Origin of the sequence: Zhenhengia yiwuensis, assembly GCF_014384995.1 — a bacterium.
In the GTDB taxonomy this organism is placed as follows: Bacteria; Bacillota; Clostridia; order Lachnospirales; family Cellulosilyticaceae; genus Zhenhengia; species Zhenhengia yiwuensis.
The window spans coordinates 1-17,571 of sequence record NZ_JACRSY010000014.1; the positions used below are offsets into that span (position 1 = coordinate 1).

Sequence of the window (17,571 nt, forward strand, 5' to 3'; positions counted from 1 at the left end):
TCCCAGTGTGGCCGTTCACCCTCTCAGGCCGGCTATGGATCGTTGCCTTGGTGGGCTGTTATCTCACCAACTAGCTAATCCAACGCGGGTCCATCCTATGCCGATAAAATCTTTGCTAGCCGGTTCATGCGAACCAACTAGGTTATGCGGTATTAGCGTTCGTTTCCAAACGTTATCCCCCTGCATAGGGCAGGTTACCCACGCGTTACTCACCCGTCCGCCACTAACTTCATGGAGCAAGCTCCAATCCGTCCGTTCGACTTGCATGTGTTAAGCACGCCGCCAGCGTTCATCCTGAGCCAGGATCAAACTCTCAATATAAAAGTTTGTCTCTTGACATTTTGTACTGTTAAGTAGTACTGACTTGTCACTTAAAGTGACTTATGAATCGACTGGTTTAATGGTTACTATTTTATTTTCAAAGTTCATTTCTTCTTATTTATCAAGGCCTCAGCCCTGTGTGTCAGTGGCGCTGTGCCCTGCTGACTTGTATTAGTATACGTCATGCCTTGCTATAAGTCAACACCTTTTTTACTTTTTATTTTTCTTATTTCTACTTCCTTTGCTATTTTATCACTTAATGCTGTATTTTATAAGGGATACAGCCTACAAAAAATTTTTAGCGTAAAATGCTCTAAAAAGCATTTTACGCTATTATACTTGCTTATTCGCCTTTAATAAGCCGCTTTAAAAATCTCAAGTACCGCTTCTGCACTTAATGTTTTATACCCTTTAATGTCACCAAAACGTGTTGCTTGTCTTGCCATTACTTCTAATTTCTCTTCCTCAATCCCTACTTCTCTTAAAGACATAGGAATTTCTAGAGATAAGAAATATTCTCTAGTCTTTTGAATAGCTTGCTTAGCTATTACATATTTATCCTGGTTCTTATCAATATCCCATACATTTACACCATATTCTACAAACTTATCTACACTTGTTTCATCTAATACATACTTCATCCAATGTGGTGTTAAAATAGCTAGGCCTACCCCATGCGTAATATCATAAAATGCACTTAACTCATGCTCCATAGGATGTACGCTCCAGCTACCTGCTTTGCCATAATGCATAAGTCCATTTAACGCAAGACTCGATGCCCACATGAGGTTAGCCCTTGCTTCATAATCTTCAGGACTCTCTACTGCAATTTTACCGTATTTAATACATGTTTTAAGTATAGCTTCAGCCATACGATTTTGTAAGAAAGCCCCTTCACTCCTTTCGAAATATTCTTCAAAAACATGACTCATAATATCTGCTGTACCCGCAGCTGTCTGGTATTTAGATACACTATAAGTATACTCAGGGTCTAGTATAGAAACTTTAGGTTTCATCTCTTCATGACCTGTTCCTAACTTTTCATTTGTCTCCATATTAGAAATAACTGCATAAGCATCCATCTCCGAACCTGTTGCTGCTAGTGTCAGTACCGTAATAATCGGAAGCACTTTCTTCACCTTAGATGCATCCTTTACTAAGTCCCATGCATCTCCTTCATAATTTGCTGCAGCTGCAACTACCTTAGCACAATCCAGCGTACTTCCTCCACCTACCGCAAGTACAACATCTACTCCTTCTTCTTTACAAACTTGTGCACCTTTATTAACAGTTGTAATCCTTGGGTTAGGTTCTACCCCACTAAGTTCTACTACCTCCACTCCATTATCAGCTAGTTGCTGCATAACTTTATTATAGAGCCCTATTTTTTTGATACTTCCTCCTCCGTATATAAGTAAAACCCTTTTCCCATATTGCTTGACTGTCTGTCCAAGATTCTCAATTTGTCCCTTACCAAATAGAATTTTAGTAGGAATAGAATAATAAAAATTATTCATTATAACATCTCCTTTTAAAGTTTTTTATTAAAACCTTCTGCATATACTACTAACAATAAACTTATCCTATGCATTTTACAAGAAGGAGGCTTTAGGTTGAAGAAATTTTCTATTATAGGCACTTTATTTGTTCTTCTTATAGGTAGTCTTTTACATTTTACGTATGAATTAAGTAATGGTAATGCTTTTGTTGCACTCTTCAGTCCTATTAATGAAAGTTTGTGGGAACATTTTAAACTAGGTTTCTATTCCCTTATACTTTATGCATTAATTGCATATCCTTTTATAAAAAATAAAGCAAATAATTACTTATTTGCTTTAGGAATTTCTTCTATTATATTAAATCTTGTTATCGGACTGCTTTATTACACTTATACACACTTTACAGATAAGAGTATTTTTTGGCTTGACATTACTATTTATATACTATCAGTTATCATGGCTTTTTTTATCTTTTACAAACTTACCACACTTGCTCCACTTCCTATTATTACACAATGGATAGGCCTTATCATCATTCTACTTACTATATCTGCTTTTATCATGTTCACCTTAAATCCACCTAATCAATTAGAATTATTCGTAGATCCAACAAAATCTTGATATGCAAAAAAGACACCCGCCATCTATCCAGATAAAGGGTGTCTTTTTTATTAAGCCGACGATCGGACTCGAACCGATAACCTGCTGATTACAAGTCAGCTGCTCTGCCAATTGAGCCACGTCGGCAAATATGAAACTCCCCGAGTAGGGTTCGAACCTACGACCCTTCGGTTAACAGCCGAATGCTCTGCCGCTGAGCTATCGAGGAATATTTTTAAAAAGTATAGGCCCGAGTGGACTCGAACCACCGACCTCACGCTTATCAGGCGTGCGCTCTAACCACCTGAGCTACGAGCCTATATTGTTTGTGTTCCGCCACATCGCTTGGAACGTTTATTATAATACCGCATAACACGACAGATGTCAACTGGTTTTTTACATTTTTTTATTTTTTATTTTTATTTTTCTTTGTTCTACTTTATTCCACTTACCTATTGACCATATACAAAGCTTTATTATGACTTCTTTAGATACATATAAAAGCTTTCTTTTTCTCCACACTTAATAAGATACTTATAGTGACTTTATCTTCTTTAATTGTTCTCTCAAATTCCATATACGAACTTATAAGTAATCCATTCTACTTGCTTTTCTTCCACAATCTTTATAAAACTCTCTCTAACTTGCTTATTTCTACTTCCTTTCTATTAGAAGGATAAGAAATACCTGGAATAAGTTTAGTAATCTTTTCTGGATGTTGTACAAGAATCTTACAGCATAATCTTTGAAGTTCCACCATACCAGTATCTTCAAATGAGTTTTTTATTTACTACTTAAATCAGATACTAGTTGTTCTATGAGTTTTTCATGATGTCTATACATATTTTTAATAAATGCGCTTCTATATCTAGTATTGACAGATTGCTTGTCTTTTTTGTGGCCTGATTATACAACAAATTTATAGTCCCCATCCTTATCTCCCTCACTTCTATTTCATAGTAACATTTTACAACCTAAGGCTATTTTCTGATAACTATAAAAGACTCCTAGTATCAGTAGATACTAGGAGTCTTTATTCTAATTATTTATTATTTACCGAAGTATCTGTTTAAAAGACCTTCGAAAGCTTTACCGTGACGAGCTTCATCTTTAGCCATTTCATGTACTGTGTCATGAATTGCATCTAAACCTAATTGTTTAGCTAATGTTGCTAATTCTTTTTTACCAGCTGTTGCGCCATTTTCAGCAGCTACACGCATTTCTAAGTTTTTCTCTGTTGAAGCTGTAAGAACTTCTCCTAATAATTCAGCAAATTTTGCAGCATGTTCTGCTTCTTCATAAGCAGCTTTTTCCCAGTATAAACCAATTTCTGGGTAACCTTCTCTATGAGCAACTCTAGCCATAGCTAAGTACATACCTACTTCTGAACATTCACCTTCAAAGTTAGCTCTTAAACCTTCAATGATTCTTTCATCTACACCTTGTGCTACACCTACAACATGTTCATCAGCCCATACAAGACCTTCTGTTGATTGTTCTGTGAATTTATCTGCACCTACATGACAGATTGGACATTCAGCTGGAGCTGCATCTCCTTCGAAAACATAACCACATACTGTACATACATATTTTTTCATAATCTAATCCCTCCACTGTTTAAATTATTTATTTTAAATTGTTTGTAACTAAGAATAATTATTATATACATATTATATCTAAGTTAATTTCTCTTGTCAACTACATTTTAAATTTTTTTATTTAAGTTTAAAAACACTTTTTGGTTGCTTACAAATCGGACATACATAGTCATCTGGAAGCTCTTCAAAAGGAATCTCTCCATTATATTCATAGTGACAAACTGTACATTCATATATTTTTTCATTTTTAGTAGTTGGCGGCATAGATTGAGCTTTTAACTCTCTATACGCTGCATAAGTCATAGGTTTATTTTCTTTAAAGTCTTTAGCATCTATTACGCTTGCAATAAAAATAGTGTGTGTTCCTACATCTACAGTTTGTGTTACCTTTCCGGTTAGTACTGCAACAGCGCCATCTTCTATATAAGGGTTACCTAATACATCTACCTTATAATCAATCCCCTCAAACTTATTAACATCACGGCCTGACTGCATACCAAATCTTTTTACATTTTCTAATGCACTTACTTCTGACAAAGTTGTTAAACTAAATTGGCCTGATGCCTTCACCATATCGTGTGTCAAATTTGTCTTTGCTACTGTAATACTAATTTGTTCAGGTATAGAAGTTACTTGCATACCTGTATTAATGATACAAGCATTTAACTTATTCTCTAACTTTGTTCCTAATACATATACACCATAACTCATTGTAAATAAAGCTGTCTGATCCATACTTACACACCCTTTCATTATATATATAACAATAATTATTATTTAATATATTTTTTATATTATGATATATCCAAACAATTGTTTTGTCAACCTACTTTTACCATCTATTGGTTTTTATATAATCATTTTCTGTTCATATTTATAAGTTATTCTTAAATTATAAATTACCCACTTAAAAGGAGACTTACATTGCAGAAAATCGCTATTATTACAGACAGCTGTTCAGATTTAACCTTTGAAACACTTAATCAGTATCACATTACTATGTTCCCTATACGTATTATCTATAAAGAAAGAGAATTTCTTGATAAGATAGAAATTACCTCTGAAGAAATGTATGCAAATCTTCAAAAAGAAATCCCTTCTACTTCTCTCCCTGACTTAGCTTATTGCGAAAAGCAAGTTGCTAAACTTAAAGCTGAAGGCTTCACTGATTTTATTATCATCACTGTTTCTTCTAACCTCTCTGGAACACTTAATGCTTTAAAAATCTTAGGTGAACATCATACAGATGTTAACTTCCATTTCTTTGATTCTCTTACTTTAGGTTATCCTCAAGGTGTTATTGCAATAGAAGCAGGAAAATTAGCTATAGCTGGTGAAAACGTAGAAAGTATTTTAACTAAACTTGAAGATGTAAGAAAACGTACACATGGCTATATTGCCCTTGATACTTTAGAATACTTAAAACGCGGCGGACGCCTTGGTAAAACAACAGCAACACTAGGGGAACTTATTAGCCTTAAACCTATTATTTCTTCTAACGATGAGGGTTTACTCTTTACATATTGTAAAGCGCGAGGAAGGAAACAAGCTCTATCTAAAGTAAAACAAATTATCCTTAGCTACTTAGATAAAGGAAAATGTAGTTTATGGATACTTCAAGGAAATGCACTTAAAGACGGCTACGCTCTTTTAGAAGAATTAAAAAGTCATCCTAATCTTAATTTCATTTCACTGGAGACGGTAGGTCCATCTATGGGTGTCCATACAGGTCCTAACGTAGTCGGTTTTGCTATATTAGAAGAAGCATAAAAAAGAAAGCGCCCTATAATAGGGCGCTTTTTATCACCATTAATCTTCAATATCAATAGCACTTACAGGACAGCCATCTCTAGCTGCTTCTGCATCACCTTGTACATTTTCTGGAATCTCACCTTCAATAGCCACAGCTAAACCATCATCTTCTAAAGAAAATACTTCTGGGCATGTAGCTGGACAAAGTCCACATCCAATACATGTATCTTTATCTACGCTTGCTTTCATCTTGATGCCTCCTTAAATGGAAATAGTCTTCTGTTATTATTTCCTAGGGCAATAGATTTATACCAAGATATTTCCTATTCCAAACAATTGTTGGATAGCAAGTCTATTCTTTTCAATATCTAATGCAATATTAGATTTTTTAAGTTCTAATTCCTCTAGTAAACTAAGGGTAGAATCATAATTATTAGTCTTACGTATTTGTGCAATATCTTGATTAAGTTTATTCACTTCATTCTGCTTAGCAGATATAGACTGATTATCTGTCTGTATTTTATCTTCAACTTCTTTAATATGTGTAAGCTGTTCATTAGAAACTTCTATATAATAGATGGAACCATCATCTAGTTTTCCTTTATTGTATGCCTTAAAAGACTGTACCCCTACATCTACTACATTAGATCTAGTTAATTTGAGTCTTACTTTCTGACTACCTGGTTTATAAGTTCCAAAAAGCCAACTTTTTTCTGGTATTGCAGCCTCATACTCTCCATTTTCATAGCGATCTAATATATAAAGGTCTACTTCTTTATAGGTTTTTAGTTCACTTACTTCTTGAGTATAAGATGCAATTTGGTTATTTAAATCTGCAATCTCTTTAGTAACCTTTTGAACTTCATTCACTATCATTTCCGTCTGTACATCAACACTTTGCTTCATATTCATTAAGTCAACTTCTTGAAGTTCTATTTGCTTAAGTTCTTCCTGTAAACGTTTAATCATACCATTGTAATTTGTAAATGCTACATATTCTGATGTCGTAATGATACGTTTCTTATTTAAAATATCCACCCATAAGCCTAACGTCTCAAGTTCAATCTCCTTTGTTTTAAGTTCTGTAAAAAGAACTTCTTTAGCACGCGTTGCTTCTATATAATCTAAGAGTTTAATAGATGTGCTTTCTATATCACCTTTATGGGGGAAGGATAAAAGCTCATAAACATTAATTTCAAACTGCTCTAGTGGAAGTTTCTCACCTTTTAATGAAAGCAATTTATAAAGACTTTCCACTTTGTCCTGTGTAAGTTTTGCTTCGCTACCAAAATAAGCCTCAAGCGCTCTTTCAAAAGTGACTATGTCTAAGCGCTTCATATATTCTTTTAAATTATTTGATGGCGTTTTACTTATGACTTCATCAAACAAAGCCTTTTGGTCCTTAAATAATAGGCCTTCTTTATTATACTTTATAAGTATTCTCTCTTTCGTAGCTTCATCAAAGTTTACGAAATACTTTTCTAGAAATTCTTGACTCACTTCAGATAAATCTGTTACTAAGTATTCAAGCCCTTGCTTGAAATAAAAATGTGTATATTCTCGAGGCTTCGCCTTAGTAAGAATATTGACAACCTGAGCCGGCATTTCTTTTATCTTAAAATAAGAAATTTGAATTAAATTCATATTCATAATCAGCACTAAACCTATTATTACTACACTACCAGTAGGTATAACTACTTTTTTATTTTCATCAATCCACTGCAAAGACACTTCTTTAATGTGTACAAGTTTTTCTTTGAAATTCATACTCTCTCCTTTGTGTCGTATTCTGTCCTAATTATACAATGTTTGTGTTTTTAAAACAATTGTATTGTATTTTCCTTTGTCCGTCTGCTATAATGAGGCATATCCGGTAGAAGCTTAGTAGAAGAATGTCTTACGACATACCGAAGGAGTAACGCTCTCAGGTACTTATTATAAGTGGGACTGCTTAGCCGACGGAACTCTGGAGAGACTTGCGATATGCAAGCGCCGAAGGTGCAAGGCATGGTATACATGCTCAAACTCTCAGGCAAAAGGACAGGGATTCTTTTATCTAATTGAATAATTACATATTCTCCCTATCCCTTTTTATGCAGAGTAAAATCTAACATTAAAAGGAGATATCAAAATGGAACAAATCACTTTATTTTTAGGAAAAGTCAATGACTTTGCATGGGGTTGGCCCCTTCTTGTTCTTCTATTAGGAACAGGACTACTTCTTACAGTAAGACTCGGTCTTATTCAAATCGTTAAATTACCTAAAGCATTAAAACTTATTTTCACAGCAAAAAATCACGGAGATGGTGACATCAATAGCTTCGGTGCATTATGTACTGCGCTTGCAGCAACAGTAGGAACTGGAAATATTGTAGGTGTAGCAACAGCTATCGCAGCTGGTGGACCTGGTGCCTTATTCTGGATGTGGCTAGCTGCCTTTATAGGTATGGCTACCAAATACGCAGAAGGTGTATTGGCTATTAAATACCGCACAGTAGATGCTAATGGACAAATGTCTGGTGGACCTATGTACTATATCTTAAATGGTATGGGCAAAAAGTTTAAACCACTTGCAGTATTCTTTGCCTTTAGCGGTGTTCTTGTAGCACTTCTTGGTATTGGTACTTTCTCACAAGTAAACTCTATTACCAGCAGCATCAACAGCCTAACAGGTCTCTCACCTAAAATTATTTCTATCATAGTAGCTGCCCTTGTAGGACTGATTGTTATTGGTGGTATTAAAAATATTTCTAAAGTTTCTTCAAAAATTGTACCTATTATGGCCATTCTTTACCTTATTGCTTGTGGTGTTATTTTAGCTGTTAACTTCGAAGCTATTCCCAACGCTTTTATGACTATTATTTCTTCTGCCTTTACAGGCCACGCTGCTATGGGTGGTTTTACAGGAGCTGTTATGAAAGATGCTATTAGCAAAGGGGTAGCACGTGGTGTATTCTCTAACGAGTCCGGCCTTGGTAGTGCTCCAATCGCTGCCGCCGCTGCAAAAACACATTGGCCAGCTGAACAAGGGCTTATCTCTATGACAGGTACTTTTATCGATAGTATTCTTATTTGTACACTAACAGGCCTTACTCTTGTTATCACAGGTATATGGACTACAGATACAAGTGCTGCTCTTATGACACAAGGTGCTTTTAGTACAGTGTTCGGTTCTCTTGGTAGTGCTACTTTATCAATCTGCCTTGTACTCTTTGCTTTTACAACCATTCTTGGTTGGAATTATTATGGTGAACGTTGCATCGAATTTTTATTTGGTGTTAAAGGTATAAAACCTTATAGATTAGTATTTATACTTATGGTTGCACTGGGTGGTTTTTTGCAAATTCAGCTTGTCTGGACTATTGCTGATATTGTAAATGCCCTTATGGCCTTCCCTAACCTTATTGCACTTCTTGCCTTATCAGGTGTAGTTGTTAAAGAAACTAAAGCTTACTTTAATCACCTTAAACAAGAAGAAATAACAACTACAACTGCTTTAGAAAAAGAAGTAGCTTAAATCACAAAGACCGAGTCCTTAGAATCCTTTTCTAAGGCTCGGTCTTTTGTTATGTTTTCAAAAACAGGGCATACACTAGTTATAAGCAATCCTTTTGGGAGGTATTTTGACATGGTAAAGGAACTCATTTACACCTACTTTATTTCTTTATTTATACTCCTTATTGTTACATATAGAAACAGAAGATCAGGCCTACGTATTAGCCTGAAGGTATTTACAAGTCTATTATTTGTAGGCATTGCCTTCTTAGGATTTAGGCCTCTTGCTTTCTCATTTAATTATGCTTATTTCATATTTGCAGGATTAGTATTTAGTGCACTAGGAGATTTATTATTAGGTTTTACACATAACGCTTCTTATAAAGATAATATTATGCTTCGAGATGGCATCATTGCCTTTTCACTTGCCCATATAGCCTTTATTATTGGCTTTAATATCATTCAGCCTTTTACTCAGTATTTACTTCTTTTCATTCCTCTTGGGGTAGCTACTCTATTTATACTCCTTACATACCCTAAACTTATAGATACAGGTAATCTACGCTTACCTCTTGTTTTATATAGTTTTATTATTATTACCATGGTCCTTACCGCATTAAATACAAATATGTCTCTCCTTATAATAGGTGCTCTTTGCTTTGTTGTCTCTGATATTATTTTAGGCGTAGCCTTCTTATACGGTGAAAAGCATCGCTTTCTTCCATTACTTAACTTACTTATTTACTATATAGGGCAACTTTGCCTAGCCCTTTTTCTTTTTAAATAAATAGAAGTGTTATCCAATTACTTGGTGGCATATTCTATATATTCAAATAACCCTTCTTATATTTGATAAATATCGCTAGCTTTTACTAATTCCATTTCATGTCTAGATAATGCATCTATTGTTTTCTCACAGTTTTCTGTTCGTAAAATAATAGATGCATCATCCCCTATAGAAAAGGCATACATATATTCAATACTAATATTATCCTCCGCAAGATAAGTAAGGAGTGTTTTAAGTCCACCTGGTGTATTAGGTACTTTGCATCCGATGACAGGTGTCTTCTGTACAGAAAATTGTTGGTCTTTAAGAAGTCTTAAAGCCTCATCTGGGTTACTTACAATAAGTCTTACAATACCATAGTCAGATGTATCTGCAATTGAAAGTGCTGATACATTGATATTGGCATCTCCTAGTATTTGCATTACTTCAAAAAGTCTACCTGATTTATTCTCTACAAAAACTGAAAGTTGCTGTATAATCATATCTTCTTCCTCCCTTTATTGTGTTTGTTTTATTATAACTGTCTTTTATCAATAATTCGCTTAGCCTTTCCTTCGCTTCTAGCTATACTCTTAGGCTCAACTAGTTTAACTTTTACTTGAATGCCTAATACAGATTGAATCTCTTCTGTAATACGCTTTTCAATCTCTTTCATATATCGCATACCATCTACGAATGTAATCCCTTCTTTACCTTCAACCCATACTTCAAGTGTATCTAAGTTATTCACTCTATCTACAATAAGCATATAATGTGGAGCAATTTCACCCAGGTTAAGTAGCACACTTTCGATTTGAGATGGAAATACATTAACCCCTCGTATAATGAGCATATCATCGCTTCTTCCTGTACACTTGATCATACGGATAGTTGTTCGTCCGCAGCCACACTCTCCAGGAATCAGACTTGTAATATCTCTTGTACGATATCGCAAAAGTGGCATAGCCTCTTTGGTTACTGTCGTAAAGACAAGCTCTCCAGGTTCACCTACTGGTAAGCTCTTAAGCGTTAGTGGATTTATAATTTCAGGGATAAAGTGATCCTCATTAATATGAATATGATTTTTATGTGTACACTCAAATCCTACTCCAGGCCCTATTACTTCACTTAGTCCATAACTGTCATAAGCCTTTATTCCTAAAAGTTCTTCAATCTGATTCCGCATCTCATAACTCCAAGGTTCTGCACCAAGTGCTCCTATTCTAAGTTTAAGGTCAGTAGCTGGGTCAATCCCCATACTTCTAATACTTTCTGCTAAGTATAAAGCATAAGAAGGTGTAGTCACCAGCATAGTACTACCAAACTCACGCATAATTTGAATCTGTTTCTTAGTATTACCAGAGGAGATAGGTACAATAGTGGCCCCTAACTTTTCTGTTCCATAATGAAAGCCAAGCCCTCCTGTAAAAAATCCATAACCTAGTGAATTCTGCACCACATCATCTTCTGTAGCACCCATTCCTACTAATGCTCTAGCCATGCAATTTGCCCATGTATCTAAGTCATTTTTAGTGTATCCAACTACTGTAGGTTGCCCTGTTGTGCCAGAGGAGGCATGCACACGTACTACCTTTTTCATAGGTACTGCAAAAAATCCATAAGGATAGTTATCCCTTAGATCTTGCTTTGTTGTAAAAGGTAATTTATTAAGGTCTTCTATTCCTTTAATGTCCCCAACTTCAATACCCATATCATCCATCTTCTTTTTATAAAACGGTATATTTTCATACGCATGCGCCACTGTCTTTCGAAGTCTTTCACCTTGAAGTAAGCGCATTTCATCCCTTGATAAACTTTCTTCTTTCTGCCATATCACCCTTATCACTCTCCATTATTTTCTACGGTCAATAATACGTTTTGCTTTTCCCTCACTACGTTCAATGCTACGTGGTTCAACAAGTTTAACTTTTACATGAAGTCCTAATAAGCTAAATAGTTCTGCTGTAATATGTTTTTCTATTTTTTCCAATGATTTTATGGCATCTGTAAAGAATTCAGGTTTTACTTCAACCCATACTTCAAGTGTATCTAGATTATTAATACGATCTACAATTAACACATAGTGTGGCGCTGTCTCTGCCACTTTAAGGAGTACACTTTCAATTTGTGATGGGAATACATTAACACCACGAATAATAAGCATATCATCACTGCGTCCCGTTACCTTATCCATACGTGTTAGAGTTCTTCCGCATTTACATGTTTCTGTATGTAATCTTGTAATATCTCTTGTTCGATATCTCAAAAGAGGAAGTGCCTCTTTTGTAACCATAGTAAATACAAGTTCCCCTTCACTCCCTTCAGGTAAAACTTCAAGGGTATTGACATCAATAATTTCAGGTACAAAGTGGTCATCATTAATATGCATACCACTTCTAGCTTGACATTCAAAAGCAACCCCCGGTCCTAACACTTCACTTAAACCATAAATATCCATAGCGTTAATGCCAAACATACTTTCAATTTGCTCTCTCATCTCTTCTGTCCAAGGCTCCGCCCCAAAAATACCTGTATGTAAGTTTGTACTTCTTGGGTCAATACCCATATTCTTCATGGTTTCTCCGATGTAAAGTGCATAAGAAGGTGTGCATGCAATAACTGTACTACCAAATTCCTGAATAAGCTGAATTTGCTTCTTTGTATTGCCTCCTGATATTGGTACAACAGCTGCTCCTAGATGTTCAGCTCCATAATGTACACCTAAGCCTCCTGTAAAAAGCCCATAACCAAATGCTACCTGAATAATATCTTTTTTAGTTACCCCCATAGCTGTAAAGCTACGTGCAATCACATTACTCCACATCTTAATATCATTTTGAGTATAGCCTACTACTGTTGGGTGTCCTGTAGTACCAGAAGAAGCATGGATACGTACCACTTCTTCCATAGGCGCTGCAAAAAGCCCGTAAGGATAATTATCTCTTAAATCTTGCTTTGTTGTAAAAGGTAACTTACTAAGATCATCTATACTTTTAATATCTCCAGGTTCTAAACCTAAAGCTTTCATCTTATCACAGTAAAAAGGTACATTATTATATACACGATTAACGGTTTTAATCAGTCTTTCTGATTGCACCTGCCTTTTTTGCTCAATATCATAAACCTCTTCCTCTTGCCAATACCTCATACAAATCCCCCTACCTTGCATATTATATTTTAAAATTTTATCATTATTAATTTTTATACGCAACAAAACAATCTAAATAATTATATTTAATTTATAAAATTTAAAATATAAAGTTTTTATAGTCACTCAAATAAAAAAGGCATTACAAATCCTTTTGTAATGCCTTTCTCATTATTTATTTGGCGTAGCAATAAGCCATTGTTGTTGTTTTTGATTTTCTGGTAAGATATGTGAATCAAACCACATATAGAAAAATCTTTCTGCATTTGTATAATTATAACCATCTTGAAGGTGATCTGATGTATCATAGGAGTCTGCCATAATAATGACATCATCACTAAATACATCATCTGTACCCATTGTATCGTAACCAATAATTACTCTCCAATGGCCACCAAAATCTATATTTTCAACCATAATCGGTGTATTATTCTTAAGGTTTTCTAAAACAAAGTTTTTAAAGTCTTCTGGATCATAGAAAGTATACCCCGCCTCATCCGCTTCTGTAAGAGATGACTTTACATCCCATCCAATTTCTTCAAAGAAGTGCACCATCCCTGAAGTCGAAGTACCATATTCACCTTGTTCATCTGCTAAACCAGGATTTTGCTTATTAGAGTAGTTTAAGTCTTTATTGCAATTCATAACTTCTGCAATCTCTAATTCCTCATAAGCTGTTTCTCCAAAATGATTAAGTACCATAAGTGCTGCTACAGGACCACATGTAGACTCTGTTGTTTGTTGATACGTCTTAAACTTAGGTAAAAGTGTAAGTGTATCTGTACTTTTCATATTGTAGAAATCAAATACAGGAAAATAAGCCGAATTCTTTACATTGCCCATTCCATCATAAGATGAAGCACCTGTAGTCGTTGTGTCATAACCCTCAGGAAATGGTATAACATTTACACCTTGTCCATAAGTTACTGTTCCCATACTTAATAAACCTGTTAATCCTAGTAGTGTTGCTGTTAATCTCTTTTTCAATTTACTTGTCAACTCCCATCAAAAATATGTATTTTATCTTACGACATACAAAAAATAGCATACTTTTTGACATATGACAACCTTTTACTTTACTATTACTCTATTATTAGTTTAGCTATACTTCCACTTTTTGTTATTTTCTAATTAATCCATTTTAATAGTTTACCAAATTTTCAGCTTTCTAGTCCATTAAAATTTTTTTATATTTTTTTCGTTTACTTGTAACATTTTATTATGTCAGACTACTAATAAGAAGAGATTATTTACAAAGGAGGTATGCACTTGCAAATGTTAGAAGAGCTCTGTAATCAGCTTTATCCTAGTCTTTTAAAATATTTTTTATCACAAGTTGCAAATTATCATATTGCTGAAGAGCTCACACAAGAAACACTTTTTAGGGCATGCTCTAGCTATACATCTTTTAAAGGACACTCTTCTCTTAAAACATGGATATTTGGTATTGCTCACCATACCCTACATACCTATTATAGAAAAAGTAAAAATAAGGAGCTCTCCCTCCCCTTCGCCTCACATACTTCAAGTGTAGAAGAGCAGGTGCTCCTTAAAGATGACTACATTCATCTTACTCGCGCTATTCACGACTTAGAAGAAACAGAAAGACAAGTGGTATTACTTCGTAGTTATGTAGAACTCGACTTTATAAGTATCGGTGAGATTCTCTCCCTTACCCCTAATAACTGCCGAGTCATTTACTGCCGTAGCCGCCAAAAGCTAAAAAAATTATTAGAAAAGGAGGATTTAAAATGTACTTACCTTGTGAATCCTATCAAGACTTTATACATCTTTATATTGATCATGCCCTTTCAGAACCTTCTACTAGGCTTCTTGAGAAACATCTTCTAGAATGTGAAGTATGTAAGGCTTATTTAGAAACTATTCAAGAAGATCTACCTACTCCTATTGTTAAGGAAAAGACTGACACCGATCAAGCCTTTATTAAAAAGCTTGAACGTAGACTTCTATGGACACAGTCTAGTTTTCTGTTTTGTGGCATACTCATCTGCGTTTTATTCACTCTTTCACAAAACATGTTTCAGAATCTAGCATTATTGCCTCTTATAGGACTTTTAGGCTACTTATTTACTAAGAAGTTATTGCCTGTTCCTTTACTTACTACATTTATCCTCAGTATCAGTTCATGGCTTAAAGAAGGTTTTAGTCTAGATATGATTACTATGATTAGTCTCCTAGCTTTTATTTACTGTATCTTAACACTCGTAGGATCTGGTGCAGGCTATCTTGTTATACGACTTACACATTACTTCAAAACACGTTCTACGTGGTCTAAAACAGGAATTTTCTTCACTTATTTAGGACTTGCCCTTTTATGCCTTGTTATCCTACTTGCTTATAATGAGTCTAATGGAAATCCTTTCACAGCTTTATATGCGAAAAAGCAAATGGAAGATTATTTAGCACACACTTATGAAGGCGAAGATTTCTCTGTACATGAGCCTACATATAATGCAAAGTTTGCACTGTATGACGCTAATGCCTATATACACGGTTATAAAAATCCTAGGCCTTTTACTATTTCCTATAAGAATGGACGAGTATGGGATGACTATTTTGATCGCTACTTAGAAGATATAGAAACCTCAAGACGTCTAGGACGTGAGGCTGCTTCACAAATTAAAGCTTTACTTAATCAGCATGCTATTCCTTTTAGTGAAGTCAGTGTGAGTTTGCGTGTTCCTCAAAATACTTATAATGATATATCTTTTGATAAAACTACTATCAAAGAACCGCTTAGTTTATCTATTACTTTACTAACAGATACTAAGGACTCTTATGAAGACTTTAGCAAATGGTGTGAAGCTATACGTAATCTTATTACAATACAAGACTATAATATTAACTCTCTTACTCTAGACAGTGACCCTTACTCTATGGTCAATCGCCTCTCTCTTGTTTTAGACGAAGATGAAATCTATCAACCTATCCAAGATATAAGTGTATTAGAGAGCTTTATAGACTACGGTAAGCTTAATGATATTACTGACGCTTCCCAAAAGGATGCCTCCGTAAAGGATAACCTCTATAAAAACGAGCTGCTCTCTAATACTCTAATTACTAAACTTCACGAAATGAATCTTCCTATTGAAGATGTTATTATTGAAACATCTCCGAACTCTAGCTCTATTACTATCGAATGGTTTGGTGAGCGTGTATGTCCTTATACTTTTGCTACTACCTGTATCACCATCCGCGACCTCCTTGTAAATGAGCCTGAACTTATTCAGTATTTACCTATTCAGTCATTGGATTTTAGCTATTATTGGGGTACAATGTATGACAGTTATTATGTAGCTCTCTATGGAGAAGACATTTACGCCATAACTACTGATAAAATTGTAGAAGACGTTTTATCTAATGAAAAATATTAAAAGATTAGATAATGTTACCTTAGAAGAACTATCCCTTCATTTAGGTCGATGCCCCAGGTCATCGGCCATGTTTTTTTCATAAAGTCTCTTCCTTTAATTATGACCTCATCTTCATAAACATCTATGCATAATCCCTGACTTCCATTATCTTCTCCATAACCGTCTGACTGCAGAGTATACGCTACACTAGCTGTATTAATATAATAAATACCCTCTTTCTTTATAACTGTTTGAGGATGATCTACTACAGCATGAGTATGTCCCGTGAAGAAAAGCACTCTAGGATATTCTGCTAGGATATTCCTTAATTCCCTATCTTCTAATATACCATCAGGATGCCCTGAATGAGCATAACCATCTACCTCATAAGAACCTGCTGATGTCTCTACTAAAGATTGATGCAAGAAAACAAAAACAGGCTTAGAGTCTGCCCCCTCATCTAATTTATCCTTAAGCCAAGTTAATTGCTCTTTGGTAATTCTCCCCTCATCTTTCAGTGCTTCTTCTGTAGATAGAAAAATAAAGTGGTAGCCACAAATCCACTTATCATAATAAGCATGTGGCATTTGTGTATGCTTCATAAAACAGTTATAAGCTTCTTCATAGCCTCCCTCAAGCCATCTTACATCATGATTGCCCAGTACCATATAAGTTTCTGGATGTGGGCACGCATCTAAAATAGATTGAAAGCGTTCGTAGTTCTCATCTCTTCCTGATTCTGTCATATCCCCTACAATACATAGCACCTTAGCTTCTGGGTTTACTTCATTTAAGTCCTTTAATGCTTCTTCAAAATGCTTATTAAACTTATTTTCCCATCCTGTAACATGTAAATCTAATATTACATTAAATGTCATAATAGGTTTCATTTGTTGAATAGACATCTTCTTCCCCCTAGATTGGTTTATTAAAATATTCACTTTCTATTTTAACCTACTACACTAAATTTTCAAACTTTTTATAGCATTTTAGAATATAAAAAGCACGAAATAGAGGC

The 17,571-nt window shown here is 34.9% G+C and carries 17 protein-coding genes, 3 tRNA genes, 1 rRNA gene and 1 riboswitch; of the genes, 6 read left to right on the forward strand and 15 right to left on the reverse strand.

The features are described from left to right. A 16S ribosomal RNA gene (locus tag H8718_RS09750) occupies nucleotides 1–321 on the reverse strand; the annotation flags it as partial. 353 nt (nucleotides 322–674) lie between these two features. After that, the gene (locus H8718_RS09755; protein WP_177671785.1) at nucleotides 675–1,838 is read right to left on the reverse strand and encodes an iron-containing alcohol dehydrogenase; all 1,164 of its coding nucleotides are present in this window, start codon (nucleotides 1,836–1,838) and stop codon (nucleotides 675–677) included. A 96-nt stretch (nucleotides 1,839–1,934) separates the two neighbouring features. Between H8718_RS09755 and H8718_RS09760 the strand changes: the two genes are divergently transcribed. Then, complete coding sequence (locus tag H8718_RS09760; protein ID WP_177671784.1) at nucleotides 1,935–2,441, forward strand: DUF6512 family protein; 507 nt, start codon at nucleotides 1,935–1,937, stop codon at nucleotides 2,439–2,441. Nucleotides 2,442–2,494: 53 nt separating this feature from the next. On the opposite strand, the gene H8718_RS09765 is transcribed toward H8718_RS09760, so the two are convergent. The 6 genes from H8718_RS09765 to H8718_RS09785 all read right to left on the reverse strand — a co-directional run bounded on the left by H8718_RS09765 (nucleotide 2,495) and on the right by H8718_RS09785 (nucleotide 4,753). Beyond that, nucleotides 2,495–2,567, reverse strand: a tRNA-Thr gene (locus H8718_RS09765). A 10-nt stretch (nucleotides 2,568–2,577) separates the two neighbouring features. Then, nucleotides 2,578–2,649, reverse strand: a tRNA-Asn gene (locus tag H8718_RS09770). Between the two features lie 16 nt (nucleotides 2,650–2,665). Beyond that, nucleotides 2,666–2,739, reverse strand: a tRNA-Ile gene (locus tag H8718_RS09775). A gap of 306 nt (nucleotides 2,740–3,045) precedes the next feature. Then, on the reverse strand, nucleotides 3,046–3,180 hold the full coding sequence (locus H8718_RS20560) for a hypothetical protein (protein WP_283246193.1): 135 nt from the start codon (nucleotides 3,178–3,180) through the stop codon (nucleotides 3,046–3,048). Between the two features lie 289 nt (nucleotides 3,181–3,469). Further along, on the reverse strand, nucleotides 3,470–4,018 hold the full coding sequence (locus H8718_RS09780) for an NADH peroxidase (RefSeq protein WP_177671783.1): 549 nt from the start codon (nucleotides 4,016–4,018) through the stop codon (nucleotides 3,470–3,472). Nucleotides 4,019–4,135: 117 nt separating this feature from the next. Continuing rightward, a complete protein-coding gene (locus H8718_RS09785) occupies nucleotides 4,136–4,753 on the reverse strand; it encodes a flavin reductase (protein ID WP_177671782.1) in 618 nt (205 codons plus the stop codon). Nucleotides 4,754–4,942: 189 nt separating this feature from the next. On the opposite strand from H8718_RS09785, the gene H8718_RS09790 reads away from it, so the two are divergent. Continuing rightward, complete coding sequence (locus H8718_RS09790) at nucleotides 4,943–5,788, forward strand: DegV family protein (protein ID WP_177671781.1); 846 nt, start codon at nucleotides 4,943–4,945, stop codon at nucleotides 5,786–5,788. A gap of 39 nt (nucleotides 5,789–5,827) precedes the next feature. Here H8718_RS09790 and H8718_RS09795 read toward each other — a convergent pair whose 3' ends face one another. Both H8718_RS09795 and H8718_RS09800 read right to left on the reverse strand, forming a co-directional pair. Next, nucleotides 5,828–6,019 carry a ferredoxin gene (locus H8718_RS09795; protein ID WP_177671780.1) on the reverse strand — a complete coding sequence of 64 codons (192 nt, stop codon included), beginning with the start codon at nucleotides 6,017–6,019 and terminating at the stop codon, nucleotides 5,828–5,830. A gap of 57 nt (nucleotides 6,020–6,076) precedes the next feature. Continuing rightward, nucleotides 6,077–7,537, reverse strand: coding sequence for a hypothetical protein (locus tag H8718_RS09800; RefSeq protein WP_249332740.1), 1,461 nt, complete (start codon nucleotides 7,535–7,537; stop codon nucleotides 6,077–6,079). 189 nt (nucleotides 7,538–7,726) lie between these two features. After that, nucleotides 7,727–7,824, forward strand: a riboswitch (glycine riboswitch). A 77-nt stretch (nucleotides 7,825–7,901) separates the two neighbouring features. Here H8718_RS09800 and H8718_RS09805 point away from each other — a divergent pair. Both H8718_RS09805 and H8718_RS09810 read left to right on the forward strand, forming a co-directional pair. Then, nucleotides 7,902–9,287: an alanine/glycine:cation symporter family protein gene (locus H8718_RS09805; protein WP_249332741.1), complete on the forward strand. Its 1,386-nt coding sequence runs from the start codon at nucleotides 7,902–7,904 to the stop codon at nucleotides 9,285–9,287. Nucleotides 9,288–9,398: 111 nt separating this feature from the next. Then, nucleotides 9,399–10,052 carry a lysoplasmalogenase gene (locus tag H8718_RS09810; protein ID WP_249332742.1) on the forward strand — a complete coding sequence of 218 codons (654 nt, stop codon included), beginning with the start codon at nucleotides 9,399–9,401 and terminating at the stop codon, nucleotides 10,050–10,052. A gap of 56 nt (nucleotides 10,053–10,108) precedes the next feature. Here the strand turns inward: H8718_RS09810 and H8718_RS09815 are convergent, their stop codons facing one another. The 4 genes from H8718_RS09815 to H8718_RS09830 form a co-directional block, all read right to left on the reverse strand. Then, a complete protein-coding gene (locus tag H8718_RS09815) occupies nucleotides 10,109–10,534 on the reverse strand; it encodes an ACT domain-containing protein (protein WP_177671776.1) in 426 nt (141 codons plus the stop codon). 32 nt (nucleotides 10,535–10,566) lie between these two features. Continuing rightward, complete coding sequence (locus H8718_RS09820) at nucleotides 10,567–11,868, reverse strand: phenylacetate--CoA ligase family protein (RefSeq protein ID WP_330597636.1); 1,302 nt, start codon at nucleotides 11,866–11,868, stop codon at nucleotides 10,567–10,569. Nucleotides 11,869–11,883: 15 nt separating this feature from the next. After that, complete coding sequence (locus tag H8718_RS09825; protein WP_249332743.1) at nucleotides 11,884–13,179, reverse strand: phenylacetate--CoA ligase family protein; 1,296 nt, start codon at nucleotides 13,177–13,179, stop codon at nucleotides 11,884–11,886. 171 nt (nucleotides 13,180–13,350) lie between these two features. Continuing rightward, a complete protein-coding gene (locus tag H8718_RS09830) occupies nucleotides 13,351–14,166 on the reverse strand; it encodes a C39 family peptidase (protein ID WP_249332744.1) in 816 nt (271 codons plus the stop codon). A gap of 288 nt (nucleotides 14,167–14,454) precedes the next feature. Between H8718_RS09830 and H8718_RS09835 the strand changes: the two genes are divergently transcribed. Both H8718_RS09835 and H8718_RS09840 read left to right on the forward strand, forming a co-directional pair. After that, nucleotides 14,455–15,030 (forward strand): RNA polymerase sigma factor, encoded by a 576-nt coding sequence (locus H8718_RS09835; protein ID WP_249332800.1) that lies wholly within the window; start codon nucleotides 14,455–14,457, stop codon nucleotides 15,028–15,030. Continuing rightward, nucleotides 14,931–16,574, forward strand: a complete 1,644-nt coding sequence (locus tag H8718_RS09840) for a zf-HC2 domain-containing protein (protein WP_249332745.1) — start codon at nucleotides 14,931–14,933, stop codon at nucleotides 16,572–16,574. Before H8718_RS09835 ends, H8718_RS09840 begins: the two co-directional genes overlap by 100 nt. Before the next feature lie 14 nt (nucleotides 16,575–16,588). Here H8718_RS09840 and H8718_RS09845 read toward each other — a convergent pair whose 3' ends face one another. After that, nucleotides 16,589–17,458, reverse strand: a complete 870-nt coding sequence (locus tag H8718_RS09845) for a metallophosphoesterase family protein (protein ID WP_249332746.1) — start codon at nucleotides 17,456–17,458, stop codon at nucleotides 16,589–16,591. Nucleotides 17,459–17,571: the final 113 nt, after the last annotated feature.

Excerpts from the sequence above, each read along its gene's own strand:
- H8718_RS09755 (WP_177671785.1), bottom strand. The coding sequence starts at position 1,838 with ATGAATAATTTTTATTATTCTATTCCTACTAAAATTCTATTTGGTAAG.
- H8718_RS20560 (WP_283246193.1), bottom strand. The coding sequence starts at position 3,180 with ATGGTGGAACTTCAAAGATTATGCTGTAAGATTCTTGTACAACATCCA.
- H8718_RS09780 (WP_177671783.1), bottom strand. The coding sequence starts at position 4,018 with ATGAAAAAATATGTATGTACAGTATGTGGTTATGTTTTCGAAGGAGAT.
- H8718_RS09785 (WP_177671782.1), bottom strand. The coding sequence starts at position 4,753 with ATGGATCAGACAGCTTTATTTACAATGAGTTATGGTGTATATGTATTA.
- H8718_RS09795 (WP_177671780.1), bottom strand. The coding sequence starts at position 6,019 with ATGAAAGCAAGCGTAGATAAAGATACATGTATTGGATGTGGACTTTGT.
- H8718_RS09800 (WP_249332740.1), bottom strand. The coding sequence starts at position 7,537 with ATGAATTTCAAAGAAAAACTTGTACACATTAAAGAAGTGTCTTTGCAG.
- H8718_RS09805 (WP_249332741.1), top strand. The coding sequence starts at position 7,902 with ATGGAACAAATCACTTTATTTTTAGGAAAAGTCAATGACTTTGCATGG.
- H8718_RS09810 (WP_249332742.1), top strand. The coding sequence starts at position 9,399 with ATGGTAAAGGAACTCATTTACACCTACTTTATTTCTTTATTTATACTC.
- H8718_RS09815 (WP_177671776.1), bottom strand. The coding sequence starts at position 10,534 with ATGATTATACAGCAACTTTCAGTTTTTGTAGAGAATAAATCAGGTAGA.
- H8718_RS09825 (WP_249332743.1), bottom strand. The coding sequence starts at position 13,179 with ATGAGGTATTGGCAAGAGGAAGAGGTTTATGATATTGAGCAAAAAAGG.
- H8718_RS09835 (WP_249332800.1), top strand. The coding sequence starts at position 14,455 with ATGTTAGAAGAGCTCTGTAATCAGCTTTATCCTAGTCTTTTAAAATAT.
- H8718_RS09840 (WP_249332745.1), top strand. The coding sequence starts at position 14,931 with ATGTACTTACCTTGTGAATCCTATCAAGACTTTATACATCTTTATATT.
- H8718_RS09845 (WP_249332746.1), bottom strand. The coding sequence starts at position 17,458 with ATGTCTATTCAACAAATGAAACCTATTATGACATTTAATGTAATATTA.